The sequence below is a fragment of the Actinomadura kijaniata genome, assembly GCF_014138665.1.
In the GTDB taxonomy this organism is placed as follows: domain Bacteria; phylum Actinomycetota; class Actinomycetes; order Streptosporangiales; family Streptosporangiaceae; genus Spirillospora; species Spirillospora kijaniata.
This window is the reverse complement of the sequence record NZ_JACJIA010000002.1, coordinates 236,394-250,289: the sequence shown is the minus strand read 5'-3', so window position 1 is coordinate 250,289 and position 13,896 is coordinate 236,394. Positions and strand designations below refer to the sequence as shown.

General features: G+C 72.1%; 15 protein-coding genes and 1 riboswitch. Of the genes, 7 read left to right on the top strand and 8 right to left on the bottom strand.

Annotated features, from left to right (window positions below; all coding sequences use genetic code 11):
* Window positions 1-4: 4 nt before the first annotated feature.
* A complete protein-coding gene (locus HNR61_RS08310; protein WP_182843176.1) occupies window positions 5-466 on the bottom strand; it encodes a GNAT family N-acetyltransferase in 462 nt (153 codons plus the stop codon).
* A gap of 150 nt (window positions 467-616) precedes the next feature.
* Here HNR61_RS08310 and HNR61_RS08305 point away from each other — a divergent pair, with 150 nt between their 5' ends.
* Window positions 617-937, top strand: a complete 321-nt coding sequence (locus HNR61_RS08305) for a WhiB family transcriptional regulator (RefSeq protein ID WP_182842539.1) — start codon at window positions 617-619, stop codon at window positions 935-937.
* On the opposite strand, the gene HNR61_RS08300 is transcribed toward HNR61_RS08305, so the two are convergent.
* Entirely contained in the window at window positions 934-1,893 is a 960-nt protein-coding gene (locus tag HNR61_RS08300; RefSeq protein WP_182842538.1) for an NADPH:quinone oxidoreductase family protein, read from the bottom strand. The genes HNR61_RS08305 and HNR61_RS08300 overlap by 4 nt on opposite strands.
* A gap of 132 nt (window positions 1,894-2,025) precedes the next feature.
* Between HNR61_RS08300 and HNR61_RS08295 the strand changes: the two genes are divergently transcribed.
* Together HNR61_RS08295 and HNR61_RS08290 are read left to right on the top strand one after the other, a co-directional pair.
* Complete coding sequence (locus tag HNR61_RS08295; protein ID WP_182842537.1) at window positions 2,026-2,631, top strand: rhomboid family intramembrane serine protease; 606 nt, start codon at window positions 2,026-2,028, stop codon at window positions 2,629-2,631.
* A 96-nt stretch (window positions 2,632-2,727) separates the two neighbouring features.
* Complete coding sequence (locus HNR61_RS08290; RefSeq protein ID WP_182842536.1) at window positions 2,728-3,135, top strand: DoxX family protein; 408 nt, start codon at window positions 2,728-2,730, stop codon at window positions 3,133-3,135.
* Window positions 3,136-3,172: 37 nt separating this feature from the next.
* Here HNR61_RS08290 and HNR61_RS08285 read toward each other — a convergent pair whose 3' ends face one another.
* The 3 genes from HNR61_RS08285 to HNR61_RS08275 are packed head-to-tail and all read right to left on the bottom strand — an operon-like array spanning window position 3,173 to window position 6,265.
* Window positions 3,173-3,931, bottom strand: coding sequence for an SDR family oxidoreductase (locus HNR61_RS08285; protein ID WP_182842535.1), 759 nt, complete (start codon window positions 3,929-3,931; stop codon window positions 3,173-3,175).
* 49 nt (window positions 3,932-3,980) lie between these two features.
* Complete coding sequence (locus HNR61_RS08280; protein WP_182842534.1) at window positions 3,981-5,435, bottom strand: hypothetical protein; 1,455 nt, start codon at window positions 5,433-5,435, stop codon at window positions 3,981-3,983.
* A 44-nt stretch (window positions 5,436-5,479) separates the two neighbouring features.
* Window positions 5,480-6,265 (bottom strand): sporulation protein, encoded by a 786-nt coding sequence (locus tag HNR61_RS08275; protein WP_182842533.1) that lies wholly within the window; start codon window positions 6,263-6,265, stop codon window positions 5,480-5,482.
* Between the two features lie 136 nt (window positions 6,266-6,401).
* A riboswitch (guanidine-III (ykkC-III) riboswitch) is annotated at window positions 6,402-6,468 on the top strand.
* Between the two features lie 35 nt (window positions 6,469-6,503).
* Here HNR61_RS08275 and HNR61_RS08270 point away from each other — a divergent pair.
* Window positions 6,504-6,827: a DMT family transporter gene (locus HNR61_RS08270; RefSeq protein ID WP_182842532.1), complete on the top strand. Its 324-nt coding sequence runs from the start codon at window positions 6,504-6,506 to the stop codon at window positions 6,825-6,827.
* Between the two features lie 66 nt (window positions 6,828-6,893).
* Here the strand turns inward: HNR61_RS08270 and HNR61_RS08265 are convergent, their stop codons facing one another.
* Window positions 6,894-7,679, bottom strand: coding sequence for a sporulation protein (locus HNR61_RS08265; protein WP_182842531.1), 786 nt, complete (start codon window positions 7,677-7,679; stop codon window positions 6,894-6,896).
* A gap of 320 nt (window positions 7,680-7,999) precedes the next feature.
* Between HNR61_RS08265 and HNR61_RS08260 the strand changes: the two genes are divergently transcribed.
* The 3 genes from HNR61_RS08260 (at window position 8,000) to HNR61_RS08250 (ending at window position 11,727) form a co-directional block, all read left to right on the top strand.
* Window positions 8,000-9,832 carry an acyl-CoA dehydrogenase gene (locus tag HNR61_RS08260; protein ID WP_182842530.1) on the top strand — a complete coding sequence of 611 codons (1,833 nt, stop codon included), beginning with the start codon at window positions 8,000-8,002 and terminating at the stop codon, window positions 9,830-9,832.
* 128 nt (window positions 9,833-9,960) lie between these two features.
* The gene (locus tag HNR61_RS08255; RefSeq protein ID WP_182842529.1) at window positions 9,961-11,364 is read left to right on the top strand and encodes an OmpA family protein; all 1,404 of its coding nucleotides are present in this window, start codon (window positions 9,961-9,963) and stop codon (window positions 11,362-11,364) included.
* Between the two features lie 108 nt (window positions 11,365-11,472).
* Window positions 11,473-11,727 carry a DUF6458 family protein gene (locus HNR61_RS08250; RefSeq protein WP_182842528.1) on the top strand — a complete coding sequence of 85 codons (255 nt, stop codon included), beginning with the start codon at window positions 11,473-11,475 and terminating at the stop codon, window positions 11,725-11,727.
* Between the two features lie 4 nt (window positions 11,728-11,731).
* Here the strand turns inward: HNR61_RS08250 and HNR61_RS08245 are convergent, their stop codons facing one another.
* Both HNR61_RS08245 and HNR61_RS08240 read right to left on the bottom strand, forming a co-directional pair.
* Window positions 11,732-12,448 carry a TIGR03564 family F420-dependent LLM class oxidoreductase gene (locus HNR61_RS08245; RefSeq protein WP_182842527.1) on the bottom strand — a complete coding sequence of 239 codons (717 nt, stop codon included), beginning with the start codon at window positions 12,446-12,448 and terminating at the stop codon, window positions 11,732-11,734.
* A gap of 100 nt (window positions 12,449-12,548) precedes the next feature.
* The gene (locus HNR61_RS08240) at window positions 12,549-13,892 is read right to left on the bottom strand and encodes a dihydrolipoamide acetyltransferase family protein (RefSeq protein ID WP_182842526.1); all 1,344 of its coding nucleotides are present in this window, start codon (window positions 13,890-13,892) and stop codon (window positions 12,549-12,551) included.
* Between the last annotated feature and the right edge of the window lie 4 nt (window positions 13,893-13,896).

Here is a 13,896-nt window from a genome sequence, read left to right as displayed (position 1 = left end):
CGGGTCAGTCGTCGGTCTTGAGGTGGTACTTCATCCCCATGTGGCTGGGGCGGAAGCCGATCTTCTGGTAGAAGCGGATCGACTCCGGGCGCTGGCGGTCGGTGGTGAGCTGGACGACGCGGCAGCCCCGCGCGCGGGCCTGCTCGATGGCCCACTCGATCATCAGCTGGCCGATGCCCCGGCCGCGGTGCTCGGCGGCGACGCGGACGCCCTCGATCTGGGCGCGCTCGCCGCCGGTGTAGGTCAGGCCGGGGATGTAGGTGAGCTGGAAGGTGCCGGCGATCTCGCCGTCGAGCTCGGCGACGACGACCGTGTTGCGGGGATCGCTCTCGATGGCCGCGAACGCGACGAAGTACGCCTCCGGGATGACCTCGCCGGGGGTCTCGCGGGTCGCGCCGAGGGGATCGTCGGCCAGGAGCCGGACGATCGCGGGGATGTCGTCCCGGGTCGCCTCGCGGAAGGTCAAGCTGTGATCACGCCGCACGTCAGACAGGCTATCCGGACGCTTCGGGGCATTGCTCACCATGACTTGTAGTACTACGTGTTGTAGTACTACGTTGGGTGGGAAAAGGAACCCACCCCGACCTCGCGGCGACGGCGCCGCAAGGAGCCCACGATGTCGAAGCCTGCGAACGAAGAGCACTGGAGCGACCGCGCCATCTGCCGCGGCGCGGATCCCGAGATCTTCTTCCCGATCGGGTACGGGGCGCCGGTCCTCCAGGCGCAGATCCAGGCCGCCAAGGCGATCTGCCGCAACTGCCCGGTCATCGCCGACTGCCTGTCCTGGGCGCTGCGGGTCGGGGAACCCGACGGGGTCTGGGGCGGCACCACTCCGGAGGAGCGGCGCTACCTGCGCCGTACGTCCGACGCCCCCGCCCGGCGACGGCTGCCGGCCATCGTCGTGCGCGGGGACGTCGAGGAGCGTACCGCCGCCTAGGGGACGAGGGCGACCTTTCCCACGATCCGGCGGTTCAGCAGGTCGTCCAGGACCCCGGCCGCGCCGTCCAGCGGTTCCGTGCGCGGCGCGACCGGGGTCAGCTCCCCGGACGCCACCAGTGTGAGGAGTTCCTCAAGAAGGGCCCGCTGGCCGGCGGGGTTCCGCAGCGACCACGCGCCCCAGTCCACGCCCACGACCGCGCGGTTGCGCAGCAGCACCTGGTTGAGGGGCAGCGCCGGGATCTCCCCCGACGCGAAGCCGATCACCGCGTACCGGCCCCCCTCGCGCAGGGCGCGCAGGGCCGGCTCGGCCGACGCCCCGCCCACCGGGTCGTACACCACGTCCACGCCGCCGTCCGAGAGCTCCCGGGCGGCGGTCTTCACGTCCCCGGCCGTGTCGATCGTCGCGTCCGCGCCGGCCGCGCGGGCGGCCTCGCGCTTGTCCGGCGTGGAGGCCGCCGCGAGGACGCGGGCGCCCAGGGACTTCGCGACCTGGACCGCCGCCAGGCCCACGCCGCCGCCCGCGCCCAGCACCAGGACCGTCTCCCCGGACGCCAGCCCCGCCCGCTCCCGCAGCGCGAACAGCGCCGTGCAGTGGCTCTGCGTGAACGTCGCCGCCCGCGCCGCGTCCAGCGCGGAGGGGAGCGGGACGGCCGCCGCCGCGGGCACCGCCACGCGCGTCGCGAAGCCGCCCAGGCCGCACGTCGCCAGCACGCGGGCCCCGACCGCGGGCGCGGCCACGTCCGGTCCGGCCGCCACGACCGTCCCCGCCACCTCGCTCCCCGGCACGAACGGCAGCGGCGGCTTGATCTGGTACCTCCCCCGGACGAACAGGCCGTCCACGTAGTTCACCCCCGCCGCCTCGACGGCGATCACGACCTGGCCCGGACCGGCGGACGGCTCGGCGGACTCGCGGACGACGACGGACCCGAGTTCCTCACACACCACTGCGCGCATCCGCCCAATATGGCGGAAACCGAATCCCGTTCGCTATGGCCCGGAACGGGAACCGAATACGCTCGTGGAAGCGTTTCCCTCATGACGGCCCCCCGAGGGCGAGGTCACCCGACGCGAGGAACGGCGGCGCCCATGAGCTACTCCCCGGTCCCCGAACGACAGCGGCACTCCGACGGCCTGCTCACCCACGGCGCGCGCGCCCTGACCGGCGCGCTGCTGGTGACGGCGGTGACGGCCGTGATGTGGGTGCTGGAGTTCGTCGACGCCGCCACGGGGGGCTCCCTCGACCGGTTCGGCATCCAGCCCCACGACGTGGACGACCTGCCCGACATCCTCACCGCGCCGTTCCTGCACGTCGGGTTCGGGCACCTGATGAGCAACACGGTGCCGTTCCTGATCCTGGGCTTCCTGGCGGCGGCGCGCGGCGTCGGCAAGTTCCTGGCGGCGAGCCTGTTCGTCATCGTGGTCGGCGGCCTGGGCGTCTGGTTCACCGGCCCGGTCAACACCCTCGGCGCGTCCATCCTCGTCTTCGGGTTCTTCGGCTACCTGGTGGGACGCGGCGTTTTCGAACGCCACCTGCTCGACATCCTCATCGCCGTCGCGGTCGTCGTCCTCTACGGCACCACGATGCTGTTCGGGCTGCTGCCCAGCGACCCGTCGATCTCCTGGCAGGGCCACCTGTTCGGGCTGCTCGGCGGTCTGCTGGCCTCCTGGGTGCTGCGCCGCCGCGCCCGCTGACCGGCCGGTCCCACCGGCCGGTCCGTGTCACACCGGTGACTTCCGGCGCTTCGGGTGGTCTCCTGGGGTGAACGCCGTCGCCCCGAGGAGCGAGCCATGTCCCATCCGTCCCCCACGCGGCGCCGGGGCCGTGCCGCCACCGTCGTCGCCTGGGTCCTCCAGGTCCTGCTGGCCCTGGAGTTCCTGGCCGCGGGCCTGGGCAAGCTGCTCGGCTCCCAGGCGAACGTCGACATGTTCGCCGAGATCGGCGCGGGCCAGTGGCTGCGCTACCTGGTCGGGGTGCTGGAGGTCGCCGGGGCCGTCGGGGTGGTGCTGCCGCCGCTGGCCGCGCTCGCGGCGGCGTGCCTGGCCGCGCTGATGGTCGGCGCGATCATCACCGACCTCGCCGTGATCGAGGAGTCCCCGGTGATCCCGGCCGTCGCCCTGGCGATGGCCGTCGCGGTCGCGGTGCTGCGGCGCGACGACTTCCCGGCGCTGCGCGACCGGCTGCGCCGTTCGGGCTGACCGCCCGCCCTGAGCGGGCGGGGCCTCCCCGGCCCGCTCAGTGCGGGCGCACGGTGACGTCGGCGACCACCGCGTCGCGCGGCGTCTCCAACGCCCCCACCAGCACCTTCGCCACCGTCGCCGGATCGACGAAGTCGCCGGGCTCGTACGGCCGCCCCTCCTGCGAACGCACCTTGCGCTGCATCTCGGTCGCGGTCCGCCCCGGATAGACCGTGGTGACGCGGATCTCCGGCTCCTCGGCCCGCAGCGCGTCCGCCAGCGCCCGCAGGCCGAACTTGCTGGCCGCGTACGCCGACCAGTCCGGGTTCGCGCGCAGCCCGGCCGTGGAGTTCACGAACACCACGTGCCCCCGCGCGGTCCGCAGCGCCGGGAGCAGCAGCCGGGTCAGCTCGGCGGCCGACACCAGGTTCACGTTCAGGTGGTCGTTCCAGTCGTCGGTGTCGAGCTCGGCGACCGGTCCGAGGGTGACGACGCCCGCGCTGTGGACGACGCCGTCGAGCCGGTCCGGCAGGTCGGCCTCCGCCAGCGCCGTCTCCAGGCGGCGCGGCTGCGCCAGGTCCAGCGTCAGCGTCCGGATCGTCGCCTGCGCCGCGGTCGCCACCGGCCCCGGCGCGCCGTCCGGCGAGATCGAGAACGACTGCGTCTGCGCGTGCGCGCCGGTCAGCGACCGGCTCATCTCCTCCAGGCGCCCGGCGTCCCGCCCGGCCAGGATCAGGTCGTGTCCCCGGCCGCGCAGCAGCCTCGCGACCGCCGCGCCGATGCCGCCGGTCGCCCCCGTGATCAGATACGTGCCCATGGCGCTCCATTCTGGTCCCGTTACCAGGATCGACGCTCGCTCGGGAACGTCAGTTCGGACGCAGTACCCGCGTCACCCCGGCGATCAACGCGGTCGCCAGGATCCAACCCGTCGCGATCAGCGCGTACGCCACCCACCGCGACCACCCCACCGGGTCGAACGCCTGCTGCTGCCCGAAGGTGTCGATCGGGATCAGCAGGTCCAGCGTGTACGCGAACGCGTGGAACACCGGATGCTCGTCCCGCTTGATCGCCCGCGGCTCCCGGAGGGAGAACACCGTCGTCCCGAACGCCACCAGCGCCCCGAACCACGCGAAGGCCAGCCACGGCCGGTACCCGTAGCCGACCGTCCAGTCCAGCAGCAGGCTCCATGTCCGCCCGACCGGGTGCAGCCGCCGGCGCCGCGCCCGCAGCTTGGCGAGCTGCACCTTCCGCGCCAGGTCGTCGTGCCCGGTGGCGTGGTAGTTGGCGGCGAGCTGCTCGTACGGCTGGAGATGGAACTTCGGATCGCGGCTCACCCAGCTCAGCCGGTCCCTGAACGGGGCCTCGTCCAGCGTCTCGTAGACGAGGCCGTTCAGGAAGAGCTGGTCGGGCCAGATCTCCGGCCTGTCGCGGATCAGGGAGATCCGCGAGTACGACAGCGACGTCCGCCCCCTGATCTTCTCGCGGGGGTAGAGCAGCAGCTCGTCGGCCTGGAGGTGGCTGGCGTGCAGGGCCATCCGCCGAGGGTCGGAGGAGTCCAGGAACGCCCCGTCGAACGAGAGGATGCCGTTGATCCGGGCGCTGCGCAGCCGGACCGTGCCGATCGCGGTGAAGCCGCGGCTGAACTCGGCCGCGTCCTCCACGATCATGTTCTGGGCCTGGAGCGCGATGCGGCCCGGGTTGCGCAGGGTGGTGCCGTACATGAACAGCCCGCCGTTCAGCCGCGCACCGGTCAGCCGCATCCCCCCGACGATCTCGGAGTGCTCGACGAAGCAGCCGACCTCGACGACCATGCTGCCGCTGTAGAACGCCCACTTGTCGGGGTCGTCCACGGTGAGCGTGACGGCGTTCATCCGCAGACCGCCCGAGATCTGAGCGCGGGTCAGCCGCACCTGCCCCTCGATCCGCGAGCCCGACAGGCTCAGGTAGCCGTCCACGCGCAGCCCGCCGCCGTCGAACCCCGGCATCCGGCAGTGCGACAGCCGTAGCTGCCGGGTCTGGCAGTTGGAGAAGTCGGGCTGCTCGACCAGGCGGCAGTGGGACAGCTTCAGCTCGTGCTCGACGTTCCCGCCGACCAGGCTCAGCCGCCCCGTGACGTAGGCGCCCCTCAGCCGGACGGCCGGGACGCGGCCGGGCACGCTCTCCCCGGCCCCCAGCAGCAGCTTCGCGATGACCTCCGCGCGGACGATGCGCTCGGGCAGCGGCCCGGCGGGCAGGTCGTCGCCCAGCACGACCTCGCCGCCCGTCGGGAACGCCGCCCACAGGCGTCGTTCGGCGTCGTTGAGGCCGAGGGGTTGCGTCACGGAACCTCTTTCTACGCGCCCCCCGGCCGTTGATCAAGGGCGGTCTAGAACAGGCCCCGGCGGCGCCCGGCCTGCTGGAGGAAGCCGTCGAGCTGCTGCTCCCAGTTGGTGTTCTGGAAGGACGCGTAGTCCACGGTGAACCGGCTGAACGCGTCGCGCCCCTCGGTGAACACCCCGCCGCGCTTGTCCAGCTCCAGCACGACCTCCATCGACCGCGGGTAGGACACGAACGTGACCTCCAACTGGTTGATGGTGCGCGCGAGCTGCGCGGGCGGGGCGAACTCGATCTCCTGGTAGAACGGCAGCTCCTGGTGGACGCCCCAGATGCGGCCCTTCTCACAGTCGGCGTTGCGGAACCGGAAGCCCAGGTTCTGGAAGGCGGTCAGGATCCGCTCCTGCGCGGGCAGCGGGTGCACGGCGATCGGGTCGAGGTCGGTGGCGTCGACGGCCTTGGCGACCTCCAGCTCGGTGGCGATGCCGACGGTGGTGCCGTGCAGCGCCTGCCCGTACAGGTGGGTCAGCGGCGCCTCCCACGGGATCGGGAACTGGAACGGGATGCTGTAGCGCGCCCCGTCGTCCAGCTTGAACCGCCCGCCGATCGGCAGCTTGGCGTACTCCAGGTCCTGCTTGTACTCGTTGTCGCCGGACTCGATCTCGACACGGGTCTTCAGCGCCAGGTTCACGCCGAGGATCTCGGAGTCGTGCGAGCCCCCGATGATGGTGACCTCGCCGGTGACGGTGTCGCCCGGCCGGGTGTTGGGGTTGTGCAGGATCGTCTCGACCTCGGGACCGCCGACGCCGACGGCCTGGAGCAGCTTCTTGAAGACCACGTTCCCGTTTCCCTCCATGAGTGCCGGGCGGAGGCGCCGCCCTCGTCCCAGTAGACGCCTTCCGGAAGAATGAGGTTCCCCTGTCACCCGATTCGGTGCGGACCGGAACAGGCCAGGCGGGATCGGCGTTATGGGGGGTGAGGCCGTCCCGCGGCCTCCCGGACGAGGAGCGCGCCGTACCCGGCAGGCGAAGACGACGCGTGCGCATCTGTCGTCTCGTCACCGGGAGTCGTGGGAAATGGCCTGGATCCTCGTCGTCGCCGCCGGACTGCTCGAAGTCGCGATGGCCCTTTCGCTGAAGATGAGCAAGGGCTTCACGCAGCCCTGGCCGTCGGCCGGCTTCCTGCTCTTCGCCGTCGCCAGCTTCGGGTTGCTGAACCTCGCGCTGCGCACGCTGGAGGTCGGCACCGCCTACGCGGTGTGGGTCGGCATCGGGGCGGTCGGCACCGCCGCGCTCGGCATGCTGCTGCTGGGCGACCAGGTCTCCGCCCTCAAGATCATCGCCCTGGTGCTGATCATCACCGGGGTGGTCATGCTGAACCTGGCGGGCGGCGCCCACTGAACGCGGCCGGGCCGGGCCCGCGGGCGTCCGCGTCCCCGGCCCGGCCCACCGCGTCGGGCCCGCCCGTCAGAAACGGCCCTTGCGGCGGCAGAGCTTGGTCAGCAGCCCCTCTATCCGCTGCTCCCAGTTCGTGCTCTCGGCGGACGCGTAGTCCACGGTGAAGTGGCAGAGCTCGTCATGGCCGCCGGTGTACCCCGCGCCGCGCTTGTCCAGCTCCAGCACCACCGACATCGACTTCGGGGCGGCGACGAAGGTGACCTCCAGCTCCCTGATCGCCGAGGAGTACTTCGCGGGCGGGTAGAACTCGATCTCCTGGTAGAACGGCAGCCTCTGCTCGATCCCCCAGATGCGGCCCTTCTCCAGGTCGGCGCTGTGGAAGCGGAAGCCCAGCGCGCCGAACGCGGCCAGCACGCGTTCCTGCGCGGGCAGCGGGTGGACGGCGATCGGGTCGAGGTCGGTGGCGTCCACCGCCCGCGCGACCTCCAGCTCGGTGGCGATCCCGACGGTGGTGCCGATCAGCGGCCGCCCGTACAGGTGGGTCAGCGGCGCCTCCCACGGGATCGGGAACTCGAACGGCAGGCTGTAGCGCGCCCCGTCGTCCAGCCGGAACGCGCCCGCCAGCGGGAACCGGGCGTACTCCAGGTTCTCGCGGTGCTCGTGGTCGCCCGACTCCGCCTCGACCCGCGACCGCAGCGCGAGGGTCACCTTGTTGATCTCGGCGTCCGCCTTGCCGCCGACGATGACGACCTCGCCCCGGACCACCCCGCCCGGCTGGACGTCGGCGTTGTGGAGCACGGTCCCGACCTCCGGCCCACCCACACCGGCCGCCTGCAACAGCTTCTTGAAGACCAACGCGTGTTCCTCCCGTGAAGTGCGGGGTGGTTGTTTCGTTTGTCGTCGGTCAGACGACTCCGTTCCACGGCCGGTTTCACCGTTGTTCGGGATTGCCGGATCCGGCCAAAGGCGCCGGTGGTCGCCGCGGCGCGCTCGACGCGGCCCTGTGACACGTGTCACTTTCTTGACCCCGTGCGGAGGTTGATGTGGCACGTGTCGGCGCGGTCGTCCCGCCGGAGTGGGTTGCCAGGGGTTACCAGCGGGTAGCATGATGGCGAGTTACTGACCAGTACGTTACGCGGGGCCGCCGGCCGCCGCCGGACTTAACGGAGTGTTCGATGGGGCACTACAAGAGCAACCTCCGCGACATCGAGTTCAACCTCTTCGAGGTGTTCAACCGTCAGGAACTGCTCGGCAGCGGCCCGTACGCGGACCTGGACGAGGAGACGGTGCGCAGCATCCTCGACGAGGTGAACCGCCTCGCCGAAGGGGTGCTCGCCGACTCGTTCGAGGACGCCGACCGCAACCCGCCGAAGTTCGACCCGGCCACCGGCACCGTGACGATGCCGGAGTCGTTCAAGAAGTCGTTCAAGGCGTGGATGGACGCCGAGTGGTACCGCGTGGACCTGGCCCCCGACTTCGGCGGCACCGGCGCTCCCCGCAGCCTCACCTGGGCCATCGCCGAGCAGGTCCTGGGCGCCAACCCGGCGATCTACATGTTCTCCTCCGGCCCCGGCTTCGCCCAGATCCTGTGGCACATCGGCAACGAGGACCAGAAGCGCTTCGCCGAGATCGCCCTGGAGCGCCAGTGGGGCGCCACCATGGTGCTGACCGAGCCGGACGCCGGGTCCGACGTGGGCGCCGGCCGCAGCAAGGCGGTCCAGCAGCCCGACGGCACCTGGCACATCGAGGGCGTCAAGCGCTTCATCACCTCGGCCGAGCACGACATGGCCGAGAACATCTTCCACCTGGTGCTGGCCCGCCCCGAGGGCGCCGGCCCCGGCACCAAGGGCCTGTCGATGTTCCTGGTGCCCAAGTACCTGGTGGACCTGGAGACCGGCGAGCTGGGCGAGCGCAACGGCGCCTACGTCACCAACGTCGAGAAGAAGATGGGCCTGAAGGTCTCCACGACCTGCGAGCTCACCCTCGGCGAGAAGCACCCCGCCGTCGGCTACCTGGTCGGCGACGTGCACGAGGGCATCAAGCAGATGTTCCTCGTCATCGAGTACGCCCGCATGATGGTCGGCACCAAGGCCATCGCGACGCTGTCCACCGGCTACCTCAACGCGCTGGAGTACGCCAAGGAGCGCGTCCAGGGCGCCGACATGACGAAGATGACGGACAAGACCGCGCCGCGCGTCACCATCACCCACCACCCGGACGTGCGCCGCTCGCTGATGACCCAGAAGGCGTACGCCGAGGGCATGCGGGCGCTGGTCCTGCTGACCGCCTCCTACCAGGACGCGGTGCAGCTCGCCGAGCACGAGGGCCGCCGGGACGAGGTCGCCGAGAAGGTCAACGACCTGCTGCTGCCGATCGTCAAGGGCTTCGGCTCCGAGCGCGCCTACGCCCTGCTGGGCGCCGAGTCGCTCCAGACCCTGGGCGGCTCGGGCTTCCTCCAGGAGTACCCGATCGAGCAGTACATCCGGGACTCCAAGATCGACACCCTGTACGAGGGCACCACCGCCATCCAGGGCCAGGACCTGTTCTTCCGCAAGATCCTGCGGGACAACGGCGAGGCCCTGAAGGTCCTGGCGGGCGAGATCAAGGCGTTCGCCGAGTCCGAGGCCGGCAACGGCCGGCTGAAGGCCGAGCGCGCCCTGCTGCTCAAGGCCCTCGACGACGTCCAGGGGATCCTCGACCCGATGGTCGGCTGGGCCCTGGCCTCCATGGAGAACCCGAAGGAGATCTACAAGGTCGGCCTGAACGGCAGCCGCCTGCTGATGGCCCTCGGCGACGTGGTCGTGGGCTGGCTGCTGCTGCGCCAGGCCGAGGTCGCCCTGGCCAGGCTGGGCGGCGACGTCTCCGCGGCCGACAAGAACTTCTACACCGGCAAGGTCGCGGCGGCCCAGTTCTTCGCCCAGAACGTCCTGCCGAAGATCGCCGCCGAGCGCGCCGTCGCCGAGGCCACCAACCTCGACGTGATGGAGCTGCCGGAGGAGGCGTTCTAGCAGACCCCTCCGTCTCCCGCGGAAGGTCGGTCAGCGGCCCCGCCCCCCACCGTGGGGGCGGGGCCGCTGCGCACCAAGGAGATGATCACTACTGTGGACGGTCCCCTCCCGCACGGAACGGAACGCCCATGCCGATCGCGCCGCGCGCCCTGGCCCTGCCCCTCGCGGTCCTGCTCGCCGCGTCCTGCGACGACACGGGCCCGAAGAAGGTCGACCCGCCCGTCACGGGGGCGTCCGCAGCAGCCCCGACCCACGCGCCGGCCGGGGGATCGCTGTCCCGGGAAGGGTGGTTCGGCTCCGGGGACCCGCTGCACGCGCGCGTCGAGGTGAGGGGCGTCGAACGCGCCGCCGGCAAGACCACCGCGCGCCTGGTGGTGACCTCCCTCGACGCCTCGGCCAGGCAGGCGGCGTTCCCCGTCACCCTCCTGGACCCGGTGAACCGGAGGCTGTACCGGCCGGCCGCCGCCCCCGAGGCCCGGCCGTTCGCGCCGAACGCGCCGCAGGAGGTGACCGTGGACTTCCCGGCCCTGGCGGGCCGCCCCGAGAAGCTGACGGTCCTCACGCCGGGCTCGGCGGGCGAGATCACCGGCGTCCCCGTCACCGGGACCGACGCCCCGCCGGCCGCGCCCGCTGCCGTCGACCTGTACGACATCACCGAGGGCGAGACCCGGGACGTGACGGCCGGCTCCTCGGACGTGAAGCTGAACCTGCGCGCGGACGCGCTGTTCGCGTCCGGCAAGGCCACGCTGGGCGGACGCGCCGGGCAGGTCCTCGACCAGGCCGCCAAGGAGATCAAGGCCGAGGCCGACCCCTCCCGCCCCCTGACCCTGAACGGCCACACCGACGGCAAGGGCGACGGCGACCGCAACCTGAAGCTGTCCCGCGAGCGCGCCGAGGCCGTCGAGAAGGAGCTCAGGACGCGTCTGGGCGGCGGATTCACCTACACGACCTCCGGCAGGGGCGAGCAGAACCCGGTCGCCGGGGAGGGCGGGAAGGACGACGCGGCGGCCCGTTCCCGCAACCGCCGTGTGGAGATCTCCTACACCGTCCGGCGAACGGAGGCCACGGCCACGGCCTCAACGTCCCCCGCGCCCCGGGGCGGAACGGCGGCTCCGGCCGCGTTCCGGGCCCAGGACGGCGCCAAGGTGGCCAGCCGCCACGCCCGCTTCGGCCAGCAGAAGCGGCGCATCGACGTGAAGCCCTTCTACCGGGACGGCGCGTACATCGTCGCGGTCTTCGACCTGGTGAACGAGGGTCCGGGCACCACGCCCCCGGACGCCTCCTACTCCCACAGGGACTATCCGGGCGGCCTGTTCACGTCGTTCGGCGTCGTCAACGGCAAGGACGTCCACCGCGCCGTCCGCGTCGGCACCGAGACGACGTACCTGAGCGCGCTCAGCGCGGCGTTCCGCACGGCCCCGGGCGAGCCCAGCCGGGCCTACGTCTACCTCCCGGCCCCGCCCGGTGACCCGAGAACGGTCGTCTTCGACGCCGGACCTTTCGGAAAGGTGAACAACGTCCCGGTCTCCTGAGATCACCGCGGGTCTCAGCTTGGTGACGGTGCCCGCCGGGGGTGTGGCGGGCGATCGGAACGGAAACGTAAACAGCACGGCTGCGGAACGTCGTGCGGAGGTCAGCGGATGGGCATCGGCGTCAGCATTTTCACGATCACCCTGGGGCTGATCCTCAAGTTCGCGATCCGCCCGGACGCGATGCGGGACCCGATCGACATCCATGTGGTCGGCGTCATCCTGATCATCGTCGGCGGGGTCTCGTTCGCCCTGCAGCTCCTGATGATGATCAAGATGCAGCAGAACCACCAGCAGCCCCGCAACGGCTTCCCCGACCACCACCGGGACCGCCTCTACGACGGCGAGAACCCGCCTCCGGCATGAGCGGTCAGGAGCGGGTGAGGTCGCCCAGCAGGCGCCAGGTGCGCAGGCGGTCGGCCTCGCCGGTCACCACGCCCGCCACCAGCGCGACGACGCGGGGAGCCGGGCGCCCGGCCCGTTCGGCGGCGGCGGTGATCCGCGGGACGATGTGCTCGCCGAGCGCGCGCGGCCCGGCCAGGAACGGCAGCGTGCCGTCGGCCAGCTCGCCCGCGACGCCCAGCGCCTGCGGGGCCATCGCGGCGACCAGCACCGGGACCGGCGGTTCGGCGCCCGCGACGGCGGCGGGCATCGGCGGGGCCGCGGTCAGCGTCTCGCCCCGGAAGTCGGCGGTGCCGGTATCCAGCAGCGAGCGGAGCGCGGTGAGGAACTCCCGCAGCCGCGTGATCGGGCGCTCGTAGGGCACGCCGAACGCGGGCTCGACCAGCTCCTTGGCGCCCAGCCCCAGGCCGAGCCGGAACCGGCCGTGCGCGGCGGCCTGGCTGGTCTGCGCCTGGCCGGACACCAGCAGCGGATGGCGCGCGAAGATCGGCACGGCGGAGGTGCCGACCCGCAGGCCGGGCACCTCCCGGCCGACGATCCCGGCCAGGGCGATCGCGTCGTGGTCGAACCGCTGGCCGATCCAGGCCGAGCGCAGGCCGGCGTCCGCGGCCCGGCGCGCCGCGGCGACCACGTCGTCGACCGCGTTGCCGGTGGCGGCGGGGGTGAGGGCGACTCCCAGTTCCATGATCGACCCAACCGCGCCGAATTCCCGGCTACTCCGGCGGGCTTGGTGTGCTTTCGGATCGCCGGACGGGGGGCCGCCGCGCGGCGGCCCCCCGTCCGGGTCAGGACCAGGCCAGCATGTGGAGGGGGTCCTCCAGCATCGCCCCCACGTCGCGGAGGAACTTCGAGCCCAGCTCGCCGTCGATGATCCGGTGGTCGAACGACAGGGCCAGCGTGGTCACCCTGCGGATCGCCAGCTCGCCCCGGTGGACCCAGGGCATGTCCCTGATCTGGCCGAACGCCAGGATCGCGGCCTCGCCGGGGGTGATGATCGGCGTTCCGGTGTCCACGCCGAACACGCCCACGTTGGTGATCGTGATGGTGCCGTGGGACATGTCCGCCGGGGTCGTCCTCCCGGCGCGGGCGGTCTCGGTCAGGTCGTTGAGCGCCTTGGCCAGGTCCGGCAGGGACATGGCGTGGGCGTCCTTGACGTTCGGGACGATCAGGCCGCGTTCGGTGGCGGCGGCGATGCCGAGGTTCACGTAGTGCTTGACGACGATCTCGTCGCCGGCCCACGCGGAGTTCACCATCGGGTACCGGGCGGCGGCGACCAGCACGGCCTTGGCGACGAGCAGGAGGGGGGACACCCGCACGCCCGCGAAGTCGGGCATCTCGCGCAGGCGGCGCACCGCCTCCATCGTCTCCGTCACGTCCACCTGGAGGAACTCGGTGACGTGCGGGGCGGTGAACGCCGAGTTCACCATCGCGTTCGCCGTCGCCTTGCGGACGCCCTTGACCGGGACGCGCTCCTCCCGCCCGGCCGGGGCGGCCGGGGCCGGCCGCTCGGCGGCCGGCTGCGCGGCGGCGCGGACGTCGTCGCGGGTGATGGAGCCGTTCGGGCCCGTCCCGGTGAGCGCGGCGAGGTCCACGCCCAGGTCCTTGGCCAGCTTGCGGACCGGGGGCTTGGCGAGCGGCATGCCGTTGCCGGGCCGTTCGGCGGGCGGCGCGGGCGGCTGCTCGGGGACCGGGGCCTGCCGCCCCTTGCGGGGACGCCGCTTGGTCGCGCCCGGCTTGACGCCGTAGCCGACCAGCACCGGCTGGCGCTTGGGCTCCTCCGGGGAGACCATGCCCGGTTCGTCGGGGCTCGGCACCAGGTCCTGCTTCAGCGCGGCGGGCTGGGCCGGGGGCTCCGACACCGGCGTCGCCACGGCGGAGGAGTCGGCGGCCACGTCCACCGCGATGATCGGCGTGCCGACGTCCACGGTGTCGCCCTCGGTGACCATCAGCTCGGTCACCACCCCGTCGAACGGGCAGGGCAGCTCCACGATCGCCTTGGCGGTCTCGATCTCCACGATGGTCTGGTTGACCTCGACGGTGTCGCCGGGCTGCACGTGCCACTTGACGATGTCGGCCTCGGTCAGCCCCTCGCCCACGTCGGGCAGCCTGAACTGCTTGATGTCGCTCATCGGT